Genomic DNA, 17,638 nt, shown 5'->3' with positions numbered 1-17,638 from the left:
GGTTCGTTGCCAATTCGTTGCTGCCTGCAATTCGATTCTGGGGATTTCAGAATGCGCTACCTCACCCTCCTCGCTTCGCTGATGTGCATGGCGCTGTCGGTCAGTGCCGCGAAGGCCGATCGCCGCGTCGCCTTCGTCGTCGGCAACGGCTCCTACAAGAACGTCGCACAATTGCCGAACCCGCCGATCGATGCCAAGGCGATGGCGTCGACGCTGCGCAATGTCGGCTTCGAGGTGATCGAAGGCTCCAATCTCAGCCGCGACCAGATGACGGAGAAGCTGCTCGACTTCGGGCGCAAGGCGCAGGGCTCCGACATCGCGCTGTTCTATTATGCCGGCCACGGCATCGCCGTCAGCGGCACCAATTACCTGCTGCCCGTCGACGCCGACATCAAGTCGGAGATGGACGTCAAGCTGGGCGCCGCCATCAACATCGACCTGACGCTCGAGCAGACCATGGGCGATGCCAAGGTCAAGCTCGTGTTCCTCGATGCCTGCCGCGACAATCCGTTCGCCGCCAAGATCAAGTCGAACTCCGCGACGCGCAGCGTCAACGTGCAGAGCGGTCTTGCCGAGATGAAATCCGGCGAAGGCACTCTCATCGCGTTCGCCACCGGCCCCGGCCAGACCGCGCTCGACGGTCAGGAGGGCAACAACAGCCCGTTCACCCGTGCGCTGATCGACAACATCACCAAGCCCGGCATCGAGATCCAGCAGGCGATGACGTCGGTGCGCGCCCAGGTCAATGAAGAGACCCGCAAGGGTCAGCTGCCCTGGGGCCACACCAACCTGACCGGCTCGGTCTATCTCAACCAGGCTCCGACAACCCAGGTCGCCAACGCGGCGCCGACCGCTTCTGGCATCGTGCCGGCGGCGAGCGGCAGCTCAGACGGCGTCGAGCTCGAATATTGGCGCTCGGTGAAAGAGTCCAACAAGCCGGAAGAGCTCAACGCCTATCTCGCCGCCTATCCCAACGGTCAGTTCAAGGCGCTGGCGCTGGCACGCCTTGCGGCCATCAAGAGCGGTCCCTCGACCGCGACGCGCACCCTCAACGCCGGCGTCGATCCTGCGACCTTCACCGACGAGGCCACCCAGCTCACCGAGGATCAGATCGGCCTCGACAAGACCCAGCGCCGCGACGTGCAGCGTCGTCTCACCGGGCTCGGCTTCGATACCAAGCAGACCGGCGTTTTCAGCGATGAGACCCGGACCGTGCTCAAGCGCTGGCAGGCCGCGCGCGGCTATCCCTCATCGGGTTACCTCAATAAGCACCAGCACAAGGCCCTGATCTCGGAGGTCCAGGCCGCCCCGCCGACCGCGAGCGACACCAGCCAGAAGGCGGCCCGCCGTGCCGCCGCGCCCGCAGGCAGCAGCGCACCGGCACCGGCACCGGCTCCCCAGCGCAGCAATCCCGGCGATGCCGCCGGCGCGGCGTTCGTGGGTGGCGTCGTCGGTGGCATGATGGGCGGCATGTTCCGCCGCTGAGATGCGGTGAGGTTGAAAACACAAAAGCCCGGCTCGCGCCGGTCTTTTTCTGTTGTGCGACGGTGTCGCAGCATGCTCCTCATTGCGAGGAGCTCTTGCGACGAAGCAATCCAGAATCTCTCTGCGGATACATTTCTGGATTGCTTCGCTGCGCTTGCAATGACGAGGTTGGCTACTTCCCCGCAGCCTTGCGCAGCGCCTCGTTGATGCGGTCCTGCCAGCCGGGGCCGCCCTCCTGGAAGAACTCCAGCACGTCCTGATCGATGCGTAGCGTCACCTGCTCCTTGATCCCCGGTGCCACGTTCGGCTTCGGCGGCGCCGCGGCGACCTTGGCCGTCACCTTCTTGAACGCCGCCTCGGCCTCTGTCCTGGCATCGCCGAGTGTGCGCGGCCGCCTCGGTGGTTGATCCGCCATGTCCTAGATTCCCTCAAACAGCGCTGTCGAAAGATACCGCTCGGAGAAGGACGGCACGATCGCCAGGATGGTCTTTCCCGCCGCTTCCGGCCGCTTGCCGATCTGGAGCGCGGCCGCGATCGCCGCGCCCGAGGAGATGCCGCCCGGAATCCCCTCGTGCCGCGCCAGCGCGCGCGAGGTCTCGATCGCCGTCGTCGAGTTGATCTTCACGATCTCGTCGATCACGGCGCGATCGAGGATGTCAGGGACGAAGCCTGCGCCGATGCCCTGGATCTTGTGCGGCGTATGCTGTCCGCCCGACAGCACCGGGCTTTCCTCCGGCTCGACCGCGACGACGCGCAGTGAGGCCTTGCGTGGCTTGAGCACCTGGCCGACGCCGGTGATCGTGCCGCCGGTGCCAACGCCGGCCACGAAGAAATCGATATTGCCGCCGGTGTCGTTCCAGATTTCCTCTGCGGTGGTGCGACGGTGCACCTCGGGATTGGCGAGATTCTTGAACTGCTGCGGCATCACCGAGTTCGGCGTCGTCTTCAACAGCTCCTCGGCGGCGGCGATCGCGCCCTTCATGCCCTGCGCCGCGGGCGTCAGCACCAGCTCGGCACCGAGAAATGCCAGCATCTTGCGCCGTTCGATCGACATCGATTCCGGCATCACCAGCTTGAGGCGGTAGCCGCGCGAAGCCGCCACGAAGGCGAGCGCAATGCCGGTATTGCCGGAGGTCGGCTCGATCAGCACGGTGTCGGGCTTGACGATGCCCGCCTTCTCCATCGCGATGATCATGGCCGCGCCGATGCGGTCCTTCACGCTTGCGGCCGGATTGAAATATTCAAGTTTTGCCAAAATGGTCGCGTTCACGCCGTGCATGCCGGGCAGCCGGCGCAAGCGCACAGTCGGTGTATTGCCGAAGGCCTCGACAATCGAGTCATAGATCCGGCCGCGGCCGGGTTGGTGCGCTGCACCCGTGTTGGACGATGCGTCCATGATGAACTCCCTGTGACCACATTTGCGCTTCTTACGCGGCTCATGCGCAGTTACGGATAGCCTGCGACGACACGCAAGCGACAATTGCGGCACATGTTAAATACGCTGCATCGCAAAATCGCGTGAGCTTTAATTAGCAGAAAACCAACGCATTTGTGTTGCGACCTCGTCAACTGATTCTGCTTATGTTAGACTTAGGTCTCAAAGCAGGGAGGTCACACGATGTCAGCAGTTGCTGAAGTGATGCCGACCGTAGCGCTAAGGCGTGATCCGCGTTGCAGCGAATTGCCGACCTGTCCCGTCTGCGCCGATTCCATGGTCGCCGCCGAAGCATCCGCCTACATCTCGGACCACGTCATCAGCTATCTCTGGACCTGCGACAATTGCGGCTACGGCTTCGTCACCAAGCACGCCGTCAAGCAGCGGATCGTGTGCAATTGAGCTTGGACCGTTGACCTAGCGCGGGGCGATATCGCCCCTCGCCCAGTCCGCGCGCGTACGCTGGTAGAACTCGTCGAACCTTCCCTGCGCGATCGCGTCCCTGATGCCCTGCATCAGGAACTGGTAGTAAGCGATATTGATTTCGGACAGCAGCATCGCGCCCAGCGTCTCGCCCGCCTTGACGAGATGGTGCAGATAGGCGCGCGCGCAGTTGCGCGCCGACGGCCATGAGCTCTCCTCATCCAGCGGACGCGGATCGTCGGCGTGGCGCGCATTGCGCAAATTCACCTGGCCGAAGCGCGTGAAGGCGACACCGTGCCGGCCATTGCGCGTCGGCATCACGCAATCGAACATGTCGATGCCGCGCTTGACGGCTTCGAGGATGTCGTCGGGCGTCCCGACGCCCATCAGATAGCGCGGGCGCTCTTTCGGCAGCAATGGTGCGGTCTCGTCGATCATCGCCAGCATCACCGCCTGCGGCTCGCCGACGGCAAGGCCGCCGATTGCATAGCCGTGGAAACCGGTCGCGACGAGACCTCGCGCGCTCTCGTGGCGAAGCTGCGGGATGTCGCCGCCCTGCACGATGCCGAACAGCATATAGCCGTCGGGGGCGCTCTCGAAGGCGCGCTTGCTTCGCTCGGCCCAGCGCAGCGACAATTGCATCGCGCGCTCGATGTCGGCGCGCTCGGCCGGCAGCCGCACGCATTCGTCCATCTGCATGGCGATATCGGAGCCGAGCAAGCGCTGCACCTCGATCGAGCGCTCCGGCGACAGCTCGACCTTGGCACCGTCGATATGCGAGCGGAAGGTGACGGCGTTCTCGGTGACCTTTCGCAAGTCCGACAGCGACATCACCTGGAAACCGCCGGAATCCGTCAGCATCGGCCCGTTCCAGCCGGTGAACCGCTGCAGGCCGCCGAGGCCGGCGATCCGCTCGGCGCTCGGACGCAGCATCAGGTGATAGGTGTTGCCAAGCACGATGTCGGCGCCGGCATCGCGCACCTCGCGCCAGTGCATGCCCTTCATGGCGCCGGCGGTGCCGACCGGCATGAAGGCGGGCGTGCGCACCACGCCGTGAGGCGTGGTCAGGCGCCCGGTCCGCGCGGCGCCATCAGTGCCGAGCAATTCAAAGTGATTGGGAAGATCGTTGTCGGGATTCATGGCGGTGCTTATTGCGTGTCGGAGAAGGCCGATCAACCCGCCACGCGGCAGCCGGCGGGTGCTTCAGACTGGGACACGGTGGATTTTAGCGCCACCGCCCTTGTTAAACAAAACGATACAGTGTAGTTTTATCCTGGGGGCTGGACGAGAATGCCGCGGCAAATCTGCCGGCGGCAGTAAATGCGTGATCGCCAGCCACCGACAATGCCCTTCGCTTCCTGTTCGACTGATGTCGCCGGCCGCCCGCATGACTGGATCAGGCAGACAGGCGGCCGCCTGGCCGGATTTCTGCTCCTGGCGTGCAGCCTGGTGCTCGGCGCCTGTACCTCGCTGCCCCGCACGCCTTATACGGCCGCAGAAGCCAGCACCTCGCGCGTGCTCGAGATCGACGGCCTCAGGCGCTACGCCGACGAGCCCATCACGAAATTCAGCTTCGAGAAGGACACCAGCACCGCGACGAAGTCCTATCTGGCGCTCTCCGGCGGCGGCGCCGACGGCGCCTACGGCGTCGGCGTGCTCAACGGCTGGACCGCGGCCAGAACCCGCCCCACCTTCTCCGTCGTCTCGGGCGTGAGCACGGGCGGCCTGATCGCGCCGTTTGCGTTTCTGGGCTCGCAATACGACGACACGCTGAAGGAGGTCTATACCAGCGGCATCGCCGAGACCCTGTTGAATGATCCCAGCATCATGCGCGTGCTGTTCGGATCCGGCCTGTTCGGCAACACGAGGCTGCGCGAGCTCGTCGCCCGCTATGTCGGGCCGGAGATCATGGCGCAAGTCGCGCGCGAGAATGCCAAGGGCCGGAAGCTTCTGGTGGTGACGACCGATCTCGATACCCAGCGCACCGCGATCTGGGACATGGGCAAGATCGCCGCGGTCGGCACACCCGAGGCGCTCAAACTGTTTCGCGACGTGATGGCGGCCTCCGCCAGCATTCCCCTGGTATTTCCGCCGATCATGATCGACGCCGAGGGCCAGGGCCGCAAGTTTCAGGAGATGCATGTCGACGGCGGCGTGACCGCGCCGGTGCTGACGCTGCCGGAAGCCCTGCTGTTCCAGGGCAACCGTCTGCCGGGCAACGCGAAGATGGACATCTACATCCTCGTCAACAAGAAGATCGAACGCAATTTCGAGCTGGTCTCCAATGGCACCATCGATGTCGCCTCGCGCAGCCTGTCGGCGATCACCCAGTCGCAGACGCGCTCGATCATCTTCTCGACCTATGATTTCGCCAAGCGCAACCGCCTCGGCTTCCACCTCTCCTACATCGCGCGCGAGTATCCGGCGCCGCCGTCGGAAGGGTTCGACACCGGCTATATGCGGGCGCTCTATCAATACGGTTATGACAAGGCCGCTGCCGGTCAGGCCTGGAGCTCGACAGTGCCGTGAGACGGAACGAGGCCCTGCCGAAACCGTTGACGATGCGGCCAATCCGGCCAGATTCGCGATGACGCCTCCGCTCCTGCGCGATATAGAGCGAATGACGACTGTCAGAAACGCGCAGGAATCACTGGGCATGGGATTGACTGCGACCAGGACGAGACCGGCAGGGCCGCGGCGCGAAGTGCCGAAATCCCGCGGCGGCCGGCCGACGAAAACCGCCGCCATCGAGCGCGACCTGCGGCTGATCGAGGTCGCCACCCGCCTGTTCCTGGACCGCGGCTTCGACGCCACCTCGCTGGACGCGGTCGCGGAAGCGGCCCGGGTCAGCAAGCCCACCGTCTATTCCCGCTACGGCGACAAGCGCGGCCTGTTTGCCGCCGTGCTGAGACGCGAGATCGCGCGCTGGCTTGCCCCATTGTCGGCCGCCGCCGAGACGCAGCTCTCCAGCGCCTCCGACATCTCGGTCGAGCAGCGGCTGGTCGAGATCGGGCGCGAGATGCTGACATTCACCTGCGGACCCGACGCTGTCGCCTTCAGCCGCATGATGACGTCACAGGCCATCAACTTCCCCGACGTTGCCAAGCTCGGCAAGGAGGAAGGCTGGATGAAAGCCGTCGCCACCACGGCACGTTTCTTCGACCGTCTGGTGGCGCAAGGCGCGCTCGACATCGAGGACACCACAATTGCCGCCGAGGTGTTTCTCGACGTGGTCGTCGGTCACACCCACCGCATGGCGACGTTCGGGACTGCGCTCGAATTGAAGGCCGCCGAAAAGCGGATGCGCACCGCCATCAAGCTGTTCCTCGCCGGGGCGCTAGGACCTGCCGACCGCGTCCAAAGCACCACCAAAGCCTCGTCGCGGCGACGCCCCCCGCGCTGACAATTCCGTGAGATTGCGCGCTTTCCCCATGGGAAACCGCCCGCGCCGTTGACCAAAATAAAACGATACGGTATGGTTTAGTTATAAGCGATACGGACCGCTTTTTTCCCCAGCCCCAAAAGTGGCCCGTACCGCTGAGATCGCCGTGCCGGGTACAGCCCGGTGCGGCGCTCCGCGGCCGGCCGATGCCCAAGGCCGGCCGCGAATTCTTTACGATCATCCGGCACACTCGCTGGCCGAGGGTTTCGAGCATGACGACAGCCAAACGATGGACCTCGCGATTGCTTGTGATCGCCTTGCCTGCGCTGCTCATCGTCGCGCCTGCGCGGGCGATCGTGACCGCGGGTACGCCGACCGCCCTTCACAGCGACACAGATGGTGATGCCGAGGCCGACCGCCAAGCCGTCAGCCGTGAGATCGAGCGTTTCCGCAGCTCGTCGATCTCGATCAGCCAGGCCATGTCGATCGCCGAAGCCCGGCACGCCGGCGCCACCACGGCGGATGTGAGTTTCGACGGGGCCACCCGCGTGCCGGTGTATCGGGTGAAGACCCTGCACAACGACCGGATCTGGCGCCACACCATCAATGCCACGACCGGCGAGCTCGTCGGCGGCGAAGCCGCCCTCCCCCTCACTGAGCTCGACCACGAGGATCGCGACAACCTCGCAGCGCTCGGTGCGATCAGGCACCGCCTCGCCGATGCCGTGCGCGTCGCCGAACGCGCCGCCTCGGGCAAGGCGATCAGCGGCGGGCTGGTGCGCGAACGTGGCCGGCTGAACTTTTCGATCGTCGTCGTCAGCGGCGACGACCTCAAGGAGGTCACCCTCGAGCCGCCGGGCGCCAGGGCGAAATAGCGGGAGTCCGGCCCCGGGCATCGACCGGGGTGAAAAGCCATTGACGGGCGCAAAACTCTCCCGCATAAGTCGCCACCATGTTCACGACCACCAAACGCACGACCAAAACCACCACGGCCTCAGGGGCCCGGGGAGGCGTGCGCGCGTAGTCGTCGACTAAAACGCATCAGCTCTACGGCAAGCCCCGCCCTCGTTGGTCCGGGGCTTTTTTGTTGTCTCATTCGCAAATTCAATGGAGGACAAAGTGAGTAACGATCCCGTCGTCGCGATTGTCGGCGTCACCGGTGCGGTGGGCGCCGAATTCATCGCCACCATGGACAAGCGCGGCTTTCGCGTCGGCAAGCTCAAGGCGCTGGCCAGTGCCCGCTCGGCCGGCAAGACGGTGTCGTTCCGCGGCCAGCCGGTCGTGATCGAGGAGCTCACCGAGCGCTCCTTCGAAGGCGTCGATATCGCCCTGTTCTCCGCCGGCGGCAGCATCTCCAAGAAGTATGCGCCGATCGCGGTGAAGTCCGGCGCGGTCGTGGTCGACAATTCCTCCGCCTTCCGCATGGACCCGAACGTGCCGCTGGTGATCCCCGAGATCAACGCGAACCGCATCCGCGACCACAAGGGCATCATTGCCAACCCGAACTGCGCGGCGATTACCGCACTGGTGCCGCTGTGGCCGATCCACCAGAAGAACCGCATCAAGCGCGTGATCATCTCGACCTACCAGGCCGCTTCCGGCGCCGGCGCCGCCGCGATGGAGGAACTGGTCGAATCCACCCGCGCCAATCTCAACGGGCAGGTCTATACGCCGAAGGTGATGCCGCACCCCTACGCCTTCAATCTCTTCAACCACAACACCGCCGTCGACCCTGACACCGGCTACAACGACGAAGAGACCAAGGTCATCAAGGAGACCCGCAAGATCTTCGAGGACGAGACCATCGCGATTGGCGTCACCTGCGTGCGCGTGCCGGTGCTCCGCGCCCATTGCGAGGCCATCACCTTCGAATGCGAGAAGGAGATCACCGAGGACCAGGTCCGCGCCATCATGGCCCGGGCGCCCGGCGTGAAGGTCGTCGACGATCGCGCCAAGAACTACTTCCCGATGCCGATCGATGCCTCGGGCCAGGACGACGTCCTGGTCGGCCGCATCCGCAAGGATCTCAGCGATCCCTCCGGGCATTCGATCTCGATGTTCGTGGCGGCGGATCAGTTGCTCAAGGGCGCAGCGTTGAATGCGGTTCAGATCGCGGAGCTGTTGCCGCAGCGGGTGATGGCGTAACCGGCGCCGTAGGAACAGGTATCGTAGGGTGGGCAAAGGCGCGCAAGCGCCGTGCCCACCACTCTTCCCTATTCAAGAAAGACGTGGGCACGCTTCGCTTTGCCACCCTACAGCGCCGGCGCTTAGCCGCGCGACCTGAAGAGCAAGCACGCATCGCCATACGAATAAAACCGGTACCCGCTCGCAATCGCATGAGCATACGCCGCCTTCATCGTCTCCAGCCCCGAAAACGCCGACACCAGCATGAACAGCGTCGACTTCGGCAAATGGAAATTCGTCATCAAAATATCGACCGCGCGGAAGCGATAGCCGGGCGTGATGAAGATCGAGGTCTCGGCCGCGAAGGGCTGGATGGTGCCGTCTTCGCTCGCCGCGCTCTCGAGCAAGCGCAATGACGTGGTGCCGACGGCGATGATGCGGCCACCATTTTTCCGCGCGCTGTTGAGCCGTTCCGCCGTCTCGGCCGAGATCGTGCCCCACTCGGCATGCATCTTGTGGCCTTCGGTGTCCTCTACCTTCACCGGCAGGAACGTACCTGCCCCGACATGCAGCGTGACCTGGTTGATGTCGACGCCACGCGCGCGCAGCGCCTGCTCCAGCGCCGGGGTGAAATGCAATCCAGCGGTCGGCGCGGCGACCGCGCCTTCGTTCACGGCGAACATGGTCTGGTAGTCGGCGAGGTCCTGATCGTCGGGCGTGCGCTTGGAGGCGATGTAGGGCGGCAGCGGCGGGCTGCCGAGCTCGGCGATGGCCTGATCCAGCGCCGGGCCGTGGAACGAGAACGACAGCGTCACCTCGCCCTCGAGGCCCTTGGCCTCGACCTCGGCATCGAGATGGCCGAGCAGGCAGACCTTGCCTTCATTGCCGAAGCGGATGCGGTCGCCAGCTGTGAGCTTCTTCGCAGGCTTCACGAGCGCCTGCCAGCGCGAGCCGTCGAGCCGCTTGATCAGGGTCGCCTCGATCTTCGGCTCGGTCTCGCGGCCGATGCGGCGGCCCTTCAATTGCGCCGCGATCACCTTGGTGTCGTTGACGACGAGCTGGTCGCCCGGCTTCAGCCATTGTGCGAGGTCGGCGATGGTCTGGTCGCGCAGCGCGCCGCTCTCCACGACCAGCATCTTCGCGGAGTCGCGCGGGCTCGCCGGGCGCAACGCGATGCGCTCGGCGGGCAGGTCGAAATCGAACAGATCGGTGCGCATGTGGGTGCCGGGCGCGACGGAGCCAGACCCTCATGGTGAGGAGGTGCGTAGCGCCGTCTCGAACCATGAAGGCCGAACTGCAGCAGGGTGGCCTTCATCCTTCGAGACGCGCGTTCCGCGCTCCTCAGGATGAGGGGCGGCGCTTACTCAGCGTCCGCGGCCATCCGCGCCTTGACGATCTTGTCGGGGTTCTGCACCGGCTCGCCGCGCTTGATCTTGTCGACGTTCTCCATGCCTTCGGTGACTTTGCCCCACACCGTGTACTGGTTGTCGAGGAAGCGGGCGTCGTCGAAGCAGATGAAGAACTGGCTATCGCCGGAATCCGGGCTCGCGGCGCGCGCCATCGAGGTGGTGCCGCGCACATGCGGCTCCTTGTTGAACTCGGCCTTCAGCTTCTTGCCCGAGCCGCCGGTGCCGGTGCCCTGCGGGCAGCCGGTCTGCGCCATGAAGCCGTCGATCACGCGGTGGAACACGATGCCGTCGTAGAAGCCCTCCCGGACCAGTTCCTTGATGCGCGCGACATGGCCGGGCGCGAGGTCGGGCCGCATCTCGATGGTGACCGGGCCCTGGGTGGTCTCGAGGATCAGGGTGTTTTCGGTGGCGCTCATGCTCGTCTCTCTTGAGTTGGAGGTGAAGTCTTGTCAGGCGTTTTGCGGCTGCGGAACTGGATCGCGAATGGACGTCCCGCGGCGGCGCCAGCCATTGCCTCGGTAAATGGCATCGGCGTGCAGCGTTGCAACGCCTCCATCACCGCGATCCGGTATTGCAGCCGGTCATTGTCGGAGGCCTCCGCGGATTCATAGGAGATCCTCGGATGGCCCAGAATGTCGCCGGACCGGTTAAAGCTCACGACGACGGTGATGTCGAGTGGGCGGGCCTTGGCGGCCGGCGGCGGTTTCCAGCAGGTGCGCAGATGCCGGAAGATATCCTGGATGGTATTGACCTGCCTATCCTCGGCGGCCGCACTGGACACGCCGAGCAACAGCACCACAGCAACCAGCAGGAGCTTGTCGCCACAGCGCGCCATCGCCGTCTCCTATTTGATGTCGGAGGCGACCTGCACCTTCACCATCTTGTCGGGATCGGTCACGGCGCCGCCGGCCGAGCCGGGAGGAGCCTTCTTCAGCTTGTCGACGACGTCCATGCCCTGCACGACCTCGCCGATCACGGTGTACTGGTTATCGAGGCTGCCGCCGTCGGCGAACATGATGAAGAACTGCGAGTTGGCGCTGTCGACGCTGTCGCCGCGCCGGGCCATGCCGACGATGCCGCGGGCGAAATGCACCTTGGAGAATTCCTGCTTCAGGTTCGGATATTTCGAGCCGCCGGTGCCGTTGAAGTTCTGGCCGTCGCCGGTCTGCGCCATGAAGCCGTCCATGACGCGATGGAACGGCACGTTGTTGTAATAGCCCTCGCGCGCGAGCTGCTTGATGCGCTCGGCATGCTGGGGCGCGATATCGGTGCGCAGCTTGATGACGATGCGGCCCTTGGTGGTGTCGATGACGATGGCGTTGGCCTTGTCGAGGTTGGCCGGCAATTGCTGCGCCACCGCCGGCACCGCGAACAGAAGCGCGGCAAGAACTGCGAGAATTCGGATCATGACAACTCCGGATCAGAGAGAAAAAGGAAGCGCGCCGTTATGCGGCGAATTTTGCCTTGAGCTGGGCCACGACCTGCGGCGGGACGAAGGCCGAGACGTCCCCGCCCATGCCGGCGATCTGCCGCACCAAAGTGGCGGTGATCGGGCGAACCATGGGAGAGGCCGGCAGGAAGACCGTGTGCACCTCCGGCGCCATCGCTTCGTTCATGCCGGCGAGCTGCATCTCGTAGTCGAGATCGCTGCCGTCACGCAGGCCCCGAATCATGATCGTCGCACCGTGCTTGCGCGCCGCCGTGACCGACAAATCGTCAAACGTCACAGCTTCGAGCACGCAACCAGCCTTGGCGGCCAGCGGCCCGCAGACGTCATGGAGCATCTGCAGCCGCTCCTCGGTCGAGAACAGCGGCTTCTTGCCGGGATGGACCCCGATCGCGACCACGAGCCGGTCGCACAGGGAAACGCTGTGCCGGACCACGTCCAGATGGCCGTTGGTAATGGGGTCGAAGGAACCGGGATAGAAGGCAATGCGCGGCATGGCCCCCTCCTACCGCGCCCGGCCCGGCCCGGCAAGCCGGGCCGGTTCCCCAGCCGTTTCCGGCGAAATATCCCGCCGGCCGTGTCGGCGATGGCCGGTTTGTTTCGTCCTGAGAGCGACCACGAAACAAAGCGGCGCGGACACGAAACCATTTCCCGTGCCGGCGAAGACGTCCGGAAACTGGCCATGGTTACTAATCCGGCCAACGAATGACGGGCCGCACACTGGGCGTAGGCGGCCGCATCACAGGGGACTGTCAAATGATCAAGGCTCTTTCAGCGATCGCTCTGTCTGCGTGTGTCGCCGCCGCCCTTACCCTCCTGCCCGGCTTTGCCCCGAGCGTCGAGGCCAGCGTGCCGCAGCCGCTGGCCAAGAGTGACCGACTCGATATCCGCGCCATCGGGAAGGACTGCTCGCAGCAGGCCTGGCCGAATTTCGAGGCCTCCTGCCTGCGCAAGGCCGGCACCAAGGCGAATGTCCGCGAGGCTCGCCTCGTGACCGCCAACCGCACCCCGTAGGCTGGCCTGTCAGCTTCACGTCACATAATCCCGATGGAGTTTTGCGACGTCTCGTCGCAGACTGGTTTGCTCGCGCCCGCCGGAATGGCCCGTCGGGCGCGATCCCATCGGGGGGGTGCCATTGTCCAGTACGCCCGCTGTCGCTTCCGGCCACCATCCTGATCCGCTACCGCTTGCCATGACCATGGGCGCCCTCGGGGTGGTCTATGGCGATATCGGTACAAGCCCGCTCTATGCCCTGAAGGAAGCCGCCAAGGCGGCTGCCCATGGCGGCACACTCAGTCACGACGCTGTCCTGGGGATTGCCTCGCTGATCCTCTGGGCCCTGCTGCTCATCATCTCGCTGAAATATGCGCTGCTGATCCTTCGCGCGGACAATCGCGGCGAAGGCGGCATCGTCGCGCTGCTGGCGCTGCTCCATGCCCGCCACGCCCAGCCGGGCACATGGCGCGCCCACCTCCTGGTGGTCGGGCTCGTCGGCGCGGCGCTGCTCTATGGCGACGGCGCGATCACGCCGGCCATCTCGGTGCTCTCGGCCATCGAGGGCCTCAAGGTCGACGCCCCCTCGCTTGCGCCGGCCGTGGTGCCCGTGACCGTCGCCATCCTGATCGGCCTGTTCATGATGCAGAAGCAGGGCACCGGCTTCATCGGCCGCATCTTCGGGCCGGTGATGCTGGCCTGGTTCGTCGTGCTCGCGGCGCTCGGCATCCACGGCATCGTCAAGGCGCCGGCGGTGCTGGTGGCGCTCAGCCCGCTCTACGCCTTCGACTTCCTGATCCACCAGGATTTCCACATCTCGTTCGGAATTCTCGGCGCGGCCTTTCTCGCGGTGACCGGCGGCGAGGCCATGTATGCCGACATGGGACATTTCGGCCGCCTGCCGATCCGCCTCGCCTGGTTCGCCATCTGCCTGCCCGCGCTGGTGCTGAACTATTTCGGCCAGGCCGCGCTCTTGATCACCGATCCCGCGATGATCGAGAACCCCTTCTTCCAGCTCTGCCCCGACGCCCTGCACTATCTGCTGGTCGCATTCTCGACGGTCGCGACCGTGATCGCCTCGCAGGCGATCATCTCCGGCGTGTTCTCGCTGACCCAGCAGTCGATCCAGCTCGGCTTCCTGCCGCGCATGCTGATCCGTCACACCACGAGCGACGCGATCGGCCAGATCTACGTGCCCCTGGTGAACTGGCTGCTTGCGGCTGCGACGCTCGGGGCGGTCCTGAGCTTCGGCACGTCGGACGCGCTTGCCGGCGCCTACGGCATCGCGGTGTCGCTGCTGATGGCGATCACGACGCTGCTCGCCGCGCTGGTCGCGATCCAGTGGGGCTATTCGCCCTGGCTGGTGGTGGCCGTGAACGGCGCCTTCTTCGTCATCGACGTGATCTTCTTCTCGGCCAACTCGATCAAGCTGTTCGAGGGCGGCTGGTTTCCGCTGCTGCTCGCCGGCCTCGTCGCCTTCCTGATGCTGACCTGGCGCGCCGGCGTGAAGCTGGTCGAGGCCGCGAGGGGCCGGCTGCGGCAGCCCGAGGAAGATCTGATCGAGACCGCCGTGAACAAGTGCAGCGCAAGGCTGCCCGGCACCGCCGTGTTCCTGGCCTCCGCACCGCGCGGCGTGCCGCTCGCGCTCACCCAGTTCGTCAGGCACAACCGCGTGCTGCACGAACGCGTGCTGCTGGTCACCGTGCTGATCGAGGAGCTGCCGCACATCGCGGACGAAGAACGCGGCGAGGTGATCGAGATCATTCCCGGCATCACCCGCGTGATCCTGCATTACGGCTTCATGCAGAACCCGACGATCTATGAAGGCTTGAATCTCGTCTGCCGCCAGAGCAAGCTGCCCGGCATCGACCTCTCCGACATCACCTATTATGTCGGCCGCGAGACCATCATTCCCAGCGAGGACATTCCGGGCATGTGGGTCTGGCGCGAAGGCGTGTTCGCCTTCCTCCAGCGCAACGCCGAACGCTCGGCCGCGTTCTTCGGCGTGCCTACCAAGCAGGTGGTGGAGTTCGGCACGGAGCTGGAGATTTAGCGAGCTTCGTAGTCCGGATGGAGCAAACCGCAATCCGGGATTTTCGCCAGGCGTGAGAGCCCCGGATTTCGCTTTCGCTCCATCCGGGCCGCAGGGAGTGACTTATCACTCCCCGCTCGACTCCCCGTTCGCTCCGTTCCCGCTCTCCGCTTCTTCCGTGATGTGTTCGACCGACACCACGTGCTCGTCCTCGGCGGTGTCGAACACGATCACGCCCTGGGTCGAGCGGCCGGCGATGCGGATGCCTTCGACCGGGCAGCGGATCAGCTGGCCCTTGTCGGTGACCAGCATGATCTGATCGGCATCCTCCACCGGGAAGGACGCGACCAGATTGCCGTTGCGGTTGTTGACGCTCATGGCGACGATGCCTTTGCCGCCGCGGCCGGTGGTGCGGTACTCGTAGGACAGGGTTCGCTTGCCATAGCCGTTGACGGAGACGGTCAGCACGACCTGCTCCTGCGCCGACATCTCGGCGTAACGCTCCTGCGCGAGCTGGAAGCTGCCGGAGGTCTCCTCGGCCTCGGCGTCCACGGCGGCATCTTCGGCCGCAGCTTCGCCGGCGACGGCGCGGCGCATCTTCAGGTAGGCCGAACGCTCGTCCGAGGTGGTCTCGACATGGCGCAGGATCGCCAGCGAGATCACCTTGTCGCCTTCGCCGAGCGCGATTCCGCGCACGCCCATCGAGGTGCGCCCGGTGAACACGCGCACATCGGGGACCGGGAAGCGGATGCACTGGCCGCCGGCGGCGGTCAGCAGCACGTCGTCGCGCTCGGTACAGATCTGCACGTCGACGATCGACTCGCCGTCGTCGAGCTTCATGGCGATGATGCCGGAGCGGCGGACGTCGACGAAGTCCGACAGCTTGTTGCGCCGGACATTGCCGCCCGTGGTGGCGAACATCACGTCGAGGTTGCCCCAGGTGGATTCGTCCTCCGGCAGCGGCATGATGGTGGTGATGCGCTCGCCCTGCTCCAGCGGCAGGATGTTGATCAGCGCCTTGCCGCGCGCGTTCGGCGCGGCCATCGGCAGACGCCAGACCTTCTCCTTGTAGACCTGGCCACGCGAGGAGAAGAACAGCACCGGCGTGTGCGTGGAGGCCACGAACAGGCGGCTGACGAAATCCTCGTCGCGGGTCTGCATGCCGGCGCGGCCCTTGCCGCCGCGGCGCTGGGCCCGGTAGGCCGACAGCGGCACGCGCTTGACGTAGCCGGCATGGGACACCGTGACGACCATGTCCTCGCGCTGGATCAGGTCCTCGTCCTCGACCTCGCCTTCCTGCTCGATGATGACGGTGCGCCGCGGTGTGGCGAACTCGGCCTTCACCTCGGCAAGCTCGGTCTTGATGATGCCCAGCACGCGCTCGCGCGAGCGCAGGATGTCGAGATAATCGGCGATCTCGCCGGCGAGCTTGTCGAGCTCGTCGCGGATTTCGTCGCGGCCGAGTGCGGTGAGGCGCTGCAGGCGCAGATCGAGAATGGCCCTGGCCTGCTCCATCGACAGCCGGATCGTGCCGTCCGCGCTGATGCGGTGACGGGGATCGTCGATCAGGGTCAGCATGTCCTCGACGTCCCGGGCCGGCCAGTCGCGCGACATCAGGGTGTCGCGCGCGGTGGTCGGGTCCGGCGAGGTCCGGATCACGCGGATCATCTCGTCGATATTGGCCACCGCGATCGCGAGACCAACCAAAATATGGGCGCGATCGCGCGCCTTGGCGAGCAGGTACTTGGTGCGACGCGTGACGACCCGCTCACGGAAGTCGACGAAGATCGCGAGCAGGTCCTTCAGATGCATGATCCGAGGACGGCCGCTGTCGAGCGCCACCATGTTGACGCCGAAGCTGGTTTGCAGCGGCGTGAAACGGTACAGCTGGTTCAGCACCACATCCGGCACGGCGTCGCGTTTCAATTCGATGACGACGCGGTAACCGTCGCGGTCCGATTCATCGCGGAGGTCACCGATGCCCTCGATCTTCTTTTCCTTGACCAGCTCGGCGATGCGCTCGACCATCGTCGCCTTGTTCACCTGGTAGGGGATCTCGGTGATGATGATCGCCTCGCGCTCCTTGCGGATGGTCTCGATCGCGACCTTGCCGCGCATGACGACCGAGCCGCGGCCGAGGTGATAGGCCGCACGGATGCCCGCGCGTCCGAGAATGACGCCGCCGGTCGGGAAATCCGGTCCCGGCACGATGTTGATGAGCTCGTCGATGGTGAGCGCGGGGTTGTCGATCAGCGCGACGCAGGCGTCGATGACCTCGCCGAGATTGTGCGGCGGGATATTGGTGGCCATGCCGACCGCAATGCCGCCGGCGCCGTTGACGAGAAGGTTCGGGAACTTGGCCGGCAAGACCGACGGTTCGGTCTCGTTGTTGTCGTAGTTCGGCTGGAAATCGACGGTGTCCTTGTCGATGTCGGTCAGCAGCGCCAACGCCGCCTTGGTCAGCCGCGCTTCCGTGTAACGATAGGCGGCCGCAGGATCGCCGTCGACCGAGCCGAAATTGCCCTGGCCGTCGATCAGCGGCACGCGCATCGAGAAGTCCTGCGCCATGCGGACCATGGCGTCGTAAATCGACTGGTCGCCGTGCGGGTGATACTTACCGATGACGTCACCGACCACGCGGGCGGATTTGACGTACTTCTTGTCCGGTGTGTGCCCCTGCTCGTTCATCGAGTACAGGATGCGGCGGTGCACAGGCTTCAGGCCGTCGCGGGCATCAGGCAGCGCCCGCGCCACGATCACGCTCATGGCGTAGTCGAGATAGGACTTCTTCATCTCCTCGAAGATGGAGACGGGGCGAATATCCGAGGGTTGCGCCGGCTGGTCGCCGGGCTTGTCGTCGTCGTCAGCCAAGGGGAAATCCGGTGAGGTTTTAGCTAGGAATCATATA

The 17,638-nt window shown here is 65.1% G+C and carries 17 protein-coding genes; 8 read left to right on the top strand and 9 right to left on the bottom strand.

Annotated elements, in window-relative coordinates; all coding sequences use genetic code 11:
- Positions 1–51: 51 nt before the first annotated feature.
- A complete protein-coding gene (locus CIT37_RS20220) occupies positions 52–1,485 on the top strand; it encodes a caspase family protein (protein ID WP_038949125.1) in 1,434 nt (477 codons plus the stop codon).
- Between the two features lie 172 nt (positions 1,486–1,657).
- Here the strand turns inward: CIT37_RS20220 and CIT37_RS20215 are convergent, their stop codons facing one another.
- Positions 1,658–1,900, bottom strand: a complete 243-nt coding sequence (locus tag CIT37_RS20215) for a BrnA antitoxin family protein (protein WP_028144522.1) — start codon at positions 1,898–1,900, stop codon at positions 1,658–1,660.
- A 3-nt stretch (positions 1,901–1,903) separates the two neighbouring features.
- A complete protein-coding gene (cysK, locus tag CIT37_RS20210; RefSeq protein ID WP_095424116.1) occupies positions 1,904–2,881 on the bottom strand; it encodes a cysteine synthase A in 978 nt (325 codons plus the stop codon).
- Positions 2,882–3,103: 222 nt separating this feature from the next.
- On the opposite strand from cysK, the gene CIT37_RS20205 reads away from it, so the two are divergent.
- Positions 3,104–3,322 carry a hypothetical protein gene (locus CIT37_RS20205; protein ID WP_028144520.1) on the top strand — a complete coding sequence of 73 codons (219 nt, stop codon included), beginning with the start codon at positions 3,104–3,106 and terminating at the stop codon, positions 3,320–3,322.
- A gap of 15 nt (positions 3,323–3,337) precedes the next feature.
- Here CIT37_RS20205 and tgt read toward each other — a convergent pair whose 3' ends face one another.
- Positions 3,338–4,483 carry a tRNA guanosine(34) transglycosylase Tgt gene (gene tgt, locus CIT37_RS20200; protein ID WP_095424115.1) on the bottom strand — a complete coding sequence of 382 codons (1,146 nt, stop codon included), beginning with the start codon at positions 4,481–4,483 and terminating at the stop codon, positions 3,338–3,340.
- A 180-nt stretch (positions 4,484–4,663) separates the two neighbouring features.
- Between tgt and CIT37_RS20195 the strand changes: the two genes are divergently transcribed.
- The 4 genes from CIT37_RS20195 (at position 4,664) to CIT37_RS20180 (ending at position 8,870) form a co-directional block, all read left to right on the top strand.
- Entirely contained in the window at positions 4,664–5,872 is a 1,209-nt protein-coding gene (locus CIT37_RS20195; protein ID WP_038949129.1) for a patatin-like phospholipase family protein, read from the top strand.
- 127 nt (positions 5,873–5,999) lie between these two features.
- Positions 6,000–6,746, top strand: coding sequence for a TetR/AcrR family transcriptional regulator (locus CIT37_RS20190; protein ID WP_028144517.1), 747 nt, complete (start codon positions 6,000–6,002; stop codon positions 6,744–6,746).
- A gap of 251 nt (positions 6,747–6,997) precedes the next feature.
- Positions 6,998–7,600, top strand: coding sequence for a PepSY domain-containing protein (locus CIT37_RS20185; protein ID WP_038970390.1), 603 nt, complete (start codon positions 6,998–7,000; stop codon positions 7,598–7,600).
- Positions 7,601–7,832: 232 nt separating this feature from the next.
- Entirely contained in the window at positions 7,833–8,870 is a 1,038-nt protein-coding gene (locus CIT37_RS20180; RefSeq protein ID WP_095424114.1) for an aspartate-semialdehyde dehydrogenase, read from the top strand.
- A gap of 122 nt (positions 8,871–8,992) precedes the next feature.
- On the opposite strand, the gene queA is transcribed toward CIT37_RS20180, so the two are convergent.
- The 5 genes from queA to coaD all read right to left on the bottom strand — a co-directional run bounded on the left by queA (position 8,993) and on the right by coaD (position 12,201).
- A complete protein-coding gene (gene queA, locus CIT37_RS20175; RefSeq protein WP_095424113.1) occupies positions 8,993–10,066 on the bottom strand; it encodes a tRNA preQ1(34) S-adenosylmethionine ribosyltransferase-isomerase QueA in 1,074 nt (357 codons plus the stop codon).
- A gap of 143 nt (positions 10,067–10,209) precedes the next feature.
- Positions 10,210–10,674, bottom strand: a complete 465-nt coding sequence (locus CIT37_RS20170) for a peptidylprolyl isomerase (RefSeq protein ID WP_028144513.1) — start codon at positions 10,672–10,674, stop codon at positions 10,210–10,212.
- Entirely contained in the window at positions 10,671–11,093 is a 423-nt protein-coding gene (locus CIT37_RS20165) for a UCP034077 family protein (protein ID WP_028144512.1), read from the bottom strand. Before CIT37_RS20165 ends, CIT37_RS20170 begins: the two co-directional genes overlap by 4 nt.
- Positions 11,094–11,102: 9 nt before the next feature.
- Entirely contained in the window at positions 11,103–11,666 is a 564-nt protein-coding gene (locus CIT37_RS20160; RefSeq protein ID WP_028144511.1) for a peptidylprolyl isomerase, read from the bottom strand.
- A gap of 37 nt (positions 11,667–11,703) precedes the next feature.
- Positions 11,704–12,201: a pantetheine-phosphate adenylyltransferase gene (coaD, locus tag CIT37_RS20155; protein WP_028144510.1), complete on the bottom strand. Its 498-nt coding sequence runs from the start codon at positions 12,199–12,201 to the stop codon at positions 11,704–11,706.
- A gap of 260 nt (positions 12,202–12,461) precedes the next feature.
- On the opposite strand from coaD, the gene CIT37_RS20150 reads away from it, so the two are divergent.
- Positions 12,462–12,719, top strand: a complete 258-nt coding sequence (locus CIT37_RS20150; RefSeq protein WP_018317917.1) for a hypothetical protein — start codon at positions 12,462–12,464, stop codon at positions 12,717–12,719.
- A gap of 178 nt (positions 12,720–12,897) precedes the next feature.
- Positions 12,898–14,751: a potassium transporter Kup gene (locus CIT37_RS20145; RefSeq protein WP_028144509.1), complete on the top strand. Its 1,854-nt coding sequence runs from the start codon at positions 12,898–12,900 to the stop codon at positions 14,749–14,751.
- Between the two features lie 105 nt (positions 14,752–14,856).
- On the opposite strand, the gene gyrA is transcribed toward CIT37_RS20145, so the two are convergent.
- Complete coding sequence (gene gyrA, locus CIT37_RS20140) at positions 14,857–17,601, bottom strand: DNA gyrase subunit A (protein WP_095424112.1); 2,745 nt, start codon at positions 17,599–17,601, stop codon at positions 14,857–14,859.
- Positions 17,602–17,638 lie beyond the last annotated feature (37 nt).

It is taken from the genome of Bradyrhizobium ottawaense (assembly GCF_002278135.3).
Lineage (GTDB): Bacteria > Pseudomonadota > Alphaproteobacteria > Rhizobiales > Xanthobacteraceae > Bradyrhizobium > Bradyrhizobium ottawaense.
This window is presented reverse-complemented; position numbering and strand designations above follow the sequence as displayed.

What these genes read in the sequence shown, in the direction of transcription:
- CIT37_RS20220 (WP_038949125.1), top strand. Translation starts at nt 52, where the DNA reads ATGCGCTACCTCACCCTCCTCGCTTCGCTGATGTGCATGGCGCTGTCG.
- CIT37_RS20215 (WP_028144522.1), bottom strand. Translation starts at nt 1,900, where the DNA reads ATGGCGGATCAACCACCGAGGCGGCCGCGCACACTCGGCGATGCCAGG.
- cysK (WP_095424116.1), bottom strand. Translation starts at nt 2,881, where the DNA reads ATGGACGCATCGTCCAACACGGGTGCAGCGCACCAACCCGGCCGCGGC.
- CIT37_RS20205 (WP_028144520.1), top strand. Translation starts at nt 3,104, where the DNA reads ATGTCAGCAGTTGCTGAAGTGATGCCGACCGTAGCGCTAAGGCGTGAT.
- tgt (WP_095424115.1), bottom strand. Translation starts at nt 4,483, where the DNA reads ATGAATCCCGACAACGATCTTCCCAATCACTTTGAATTGCTCGGCACT.
- CIT37_RS20195 (WP_038949129.1), top strand. Translation starts at nt 4,664, where the DNA reads ATGCGTGATCGCCAGCCACCGACAATGCCCTTCGCTTCCTGTTCGACT.
- CIT37_RS20190 (WP_028144517.1), top strand. Translation starts at nt 6,000, where the DNA reads ATGGGATTGACTGCGACCAGGACGAGACCGGCAGGGCCGCGGCGCGAA.
- CIT37_RS20185 (WP_038970390.1), top strand. Translation starts at nt 6,998, where the DNA reads ATGACGACAGCCAAACGATGGACCTCGCGATTGCTTGTGATCGCCTTG.
- CIT37_RS20180 (WP_095424114.1), top strand. Translation starts at nt 7,833, where the DNA reads ATGGAGGACAAAGTGAGTAACGATCCCGTCGTCGCGATTGTCGGCGTC.
- queA (WP_095424113.1), bottom strand. Translation starts at nt 10,066, where the DNA reads ATGCGCACCGATCTGTTCGATTTCGACCTGCCCGCCGAGCGCATCGCG.
- CIT37_RS20170 (WP_028144513.1), bottom strand. Translation starts at nt 10,674, where the DNA reads ATGAGCGCCACCGAAAACACCCTGATCCTCGAGACCACCCAGGGCCCG.
- CIT37_RS20165 (WP_028144512.1), bottom strand. Translation starts at nt 11,093, where the DNA reads ATGGCGCGCTGTGGCGACAAGCTCCTGCTGGTTGCTGTGGTGCTGTTG.
- CIT37_RS20160 (WP_028144511.1), bottom strand. Translation starts at nt 11,666, where the DNA reads ATGATCCGAATTCTCGCAGTTCTTGCCGCGCTTCTGTTCGCGGTGCCG.
- coaD (WP_028144510.1), bottom strand. Translation starts at nt 12,201, where the DNA reads ATGCCGCGCATTGCCTTCTATCCCGGTTCCTTCGACCCCATTACCAAC.
- CIT37_RS20150 (WP_018317917.1), top strand. Translation starts at nt 12,462, where the DNA reads ATGATCAAGGCTCTTTCAGCGATCGCTCTGTCTGCGTGTGTCGCCGCC.
- CIT37_RS20145 (WP_028144509.1), top strand. Translation starts at nt 12,898, where the DNA reads ATGACCATGGGCGCCCTCGGGGTGGTCTATGGCGATATCGGTACAAGC.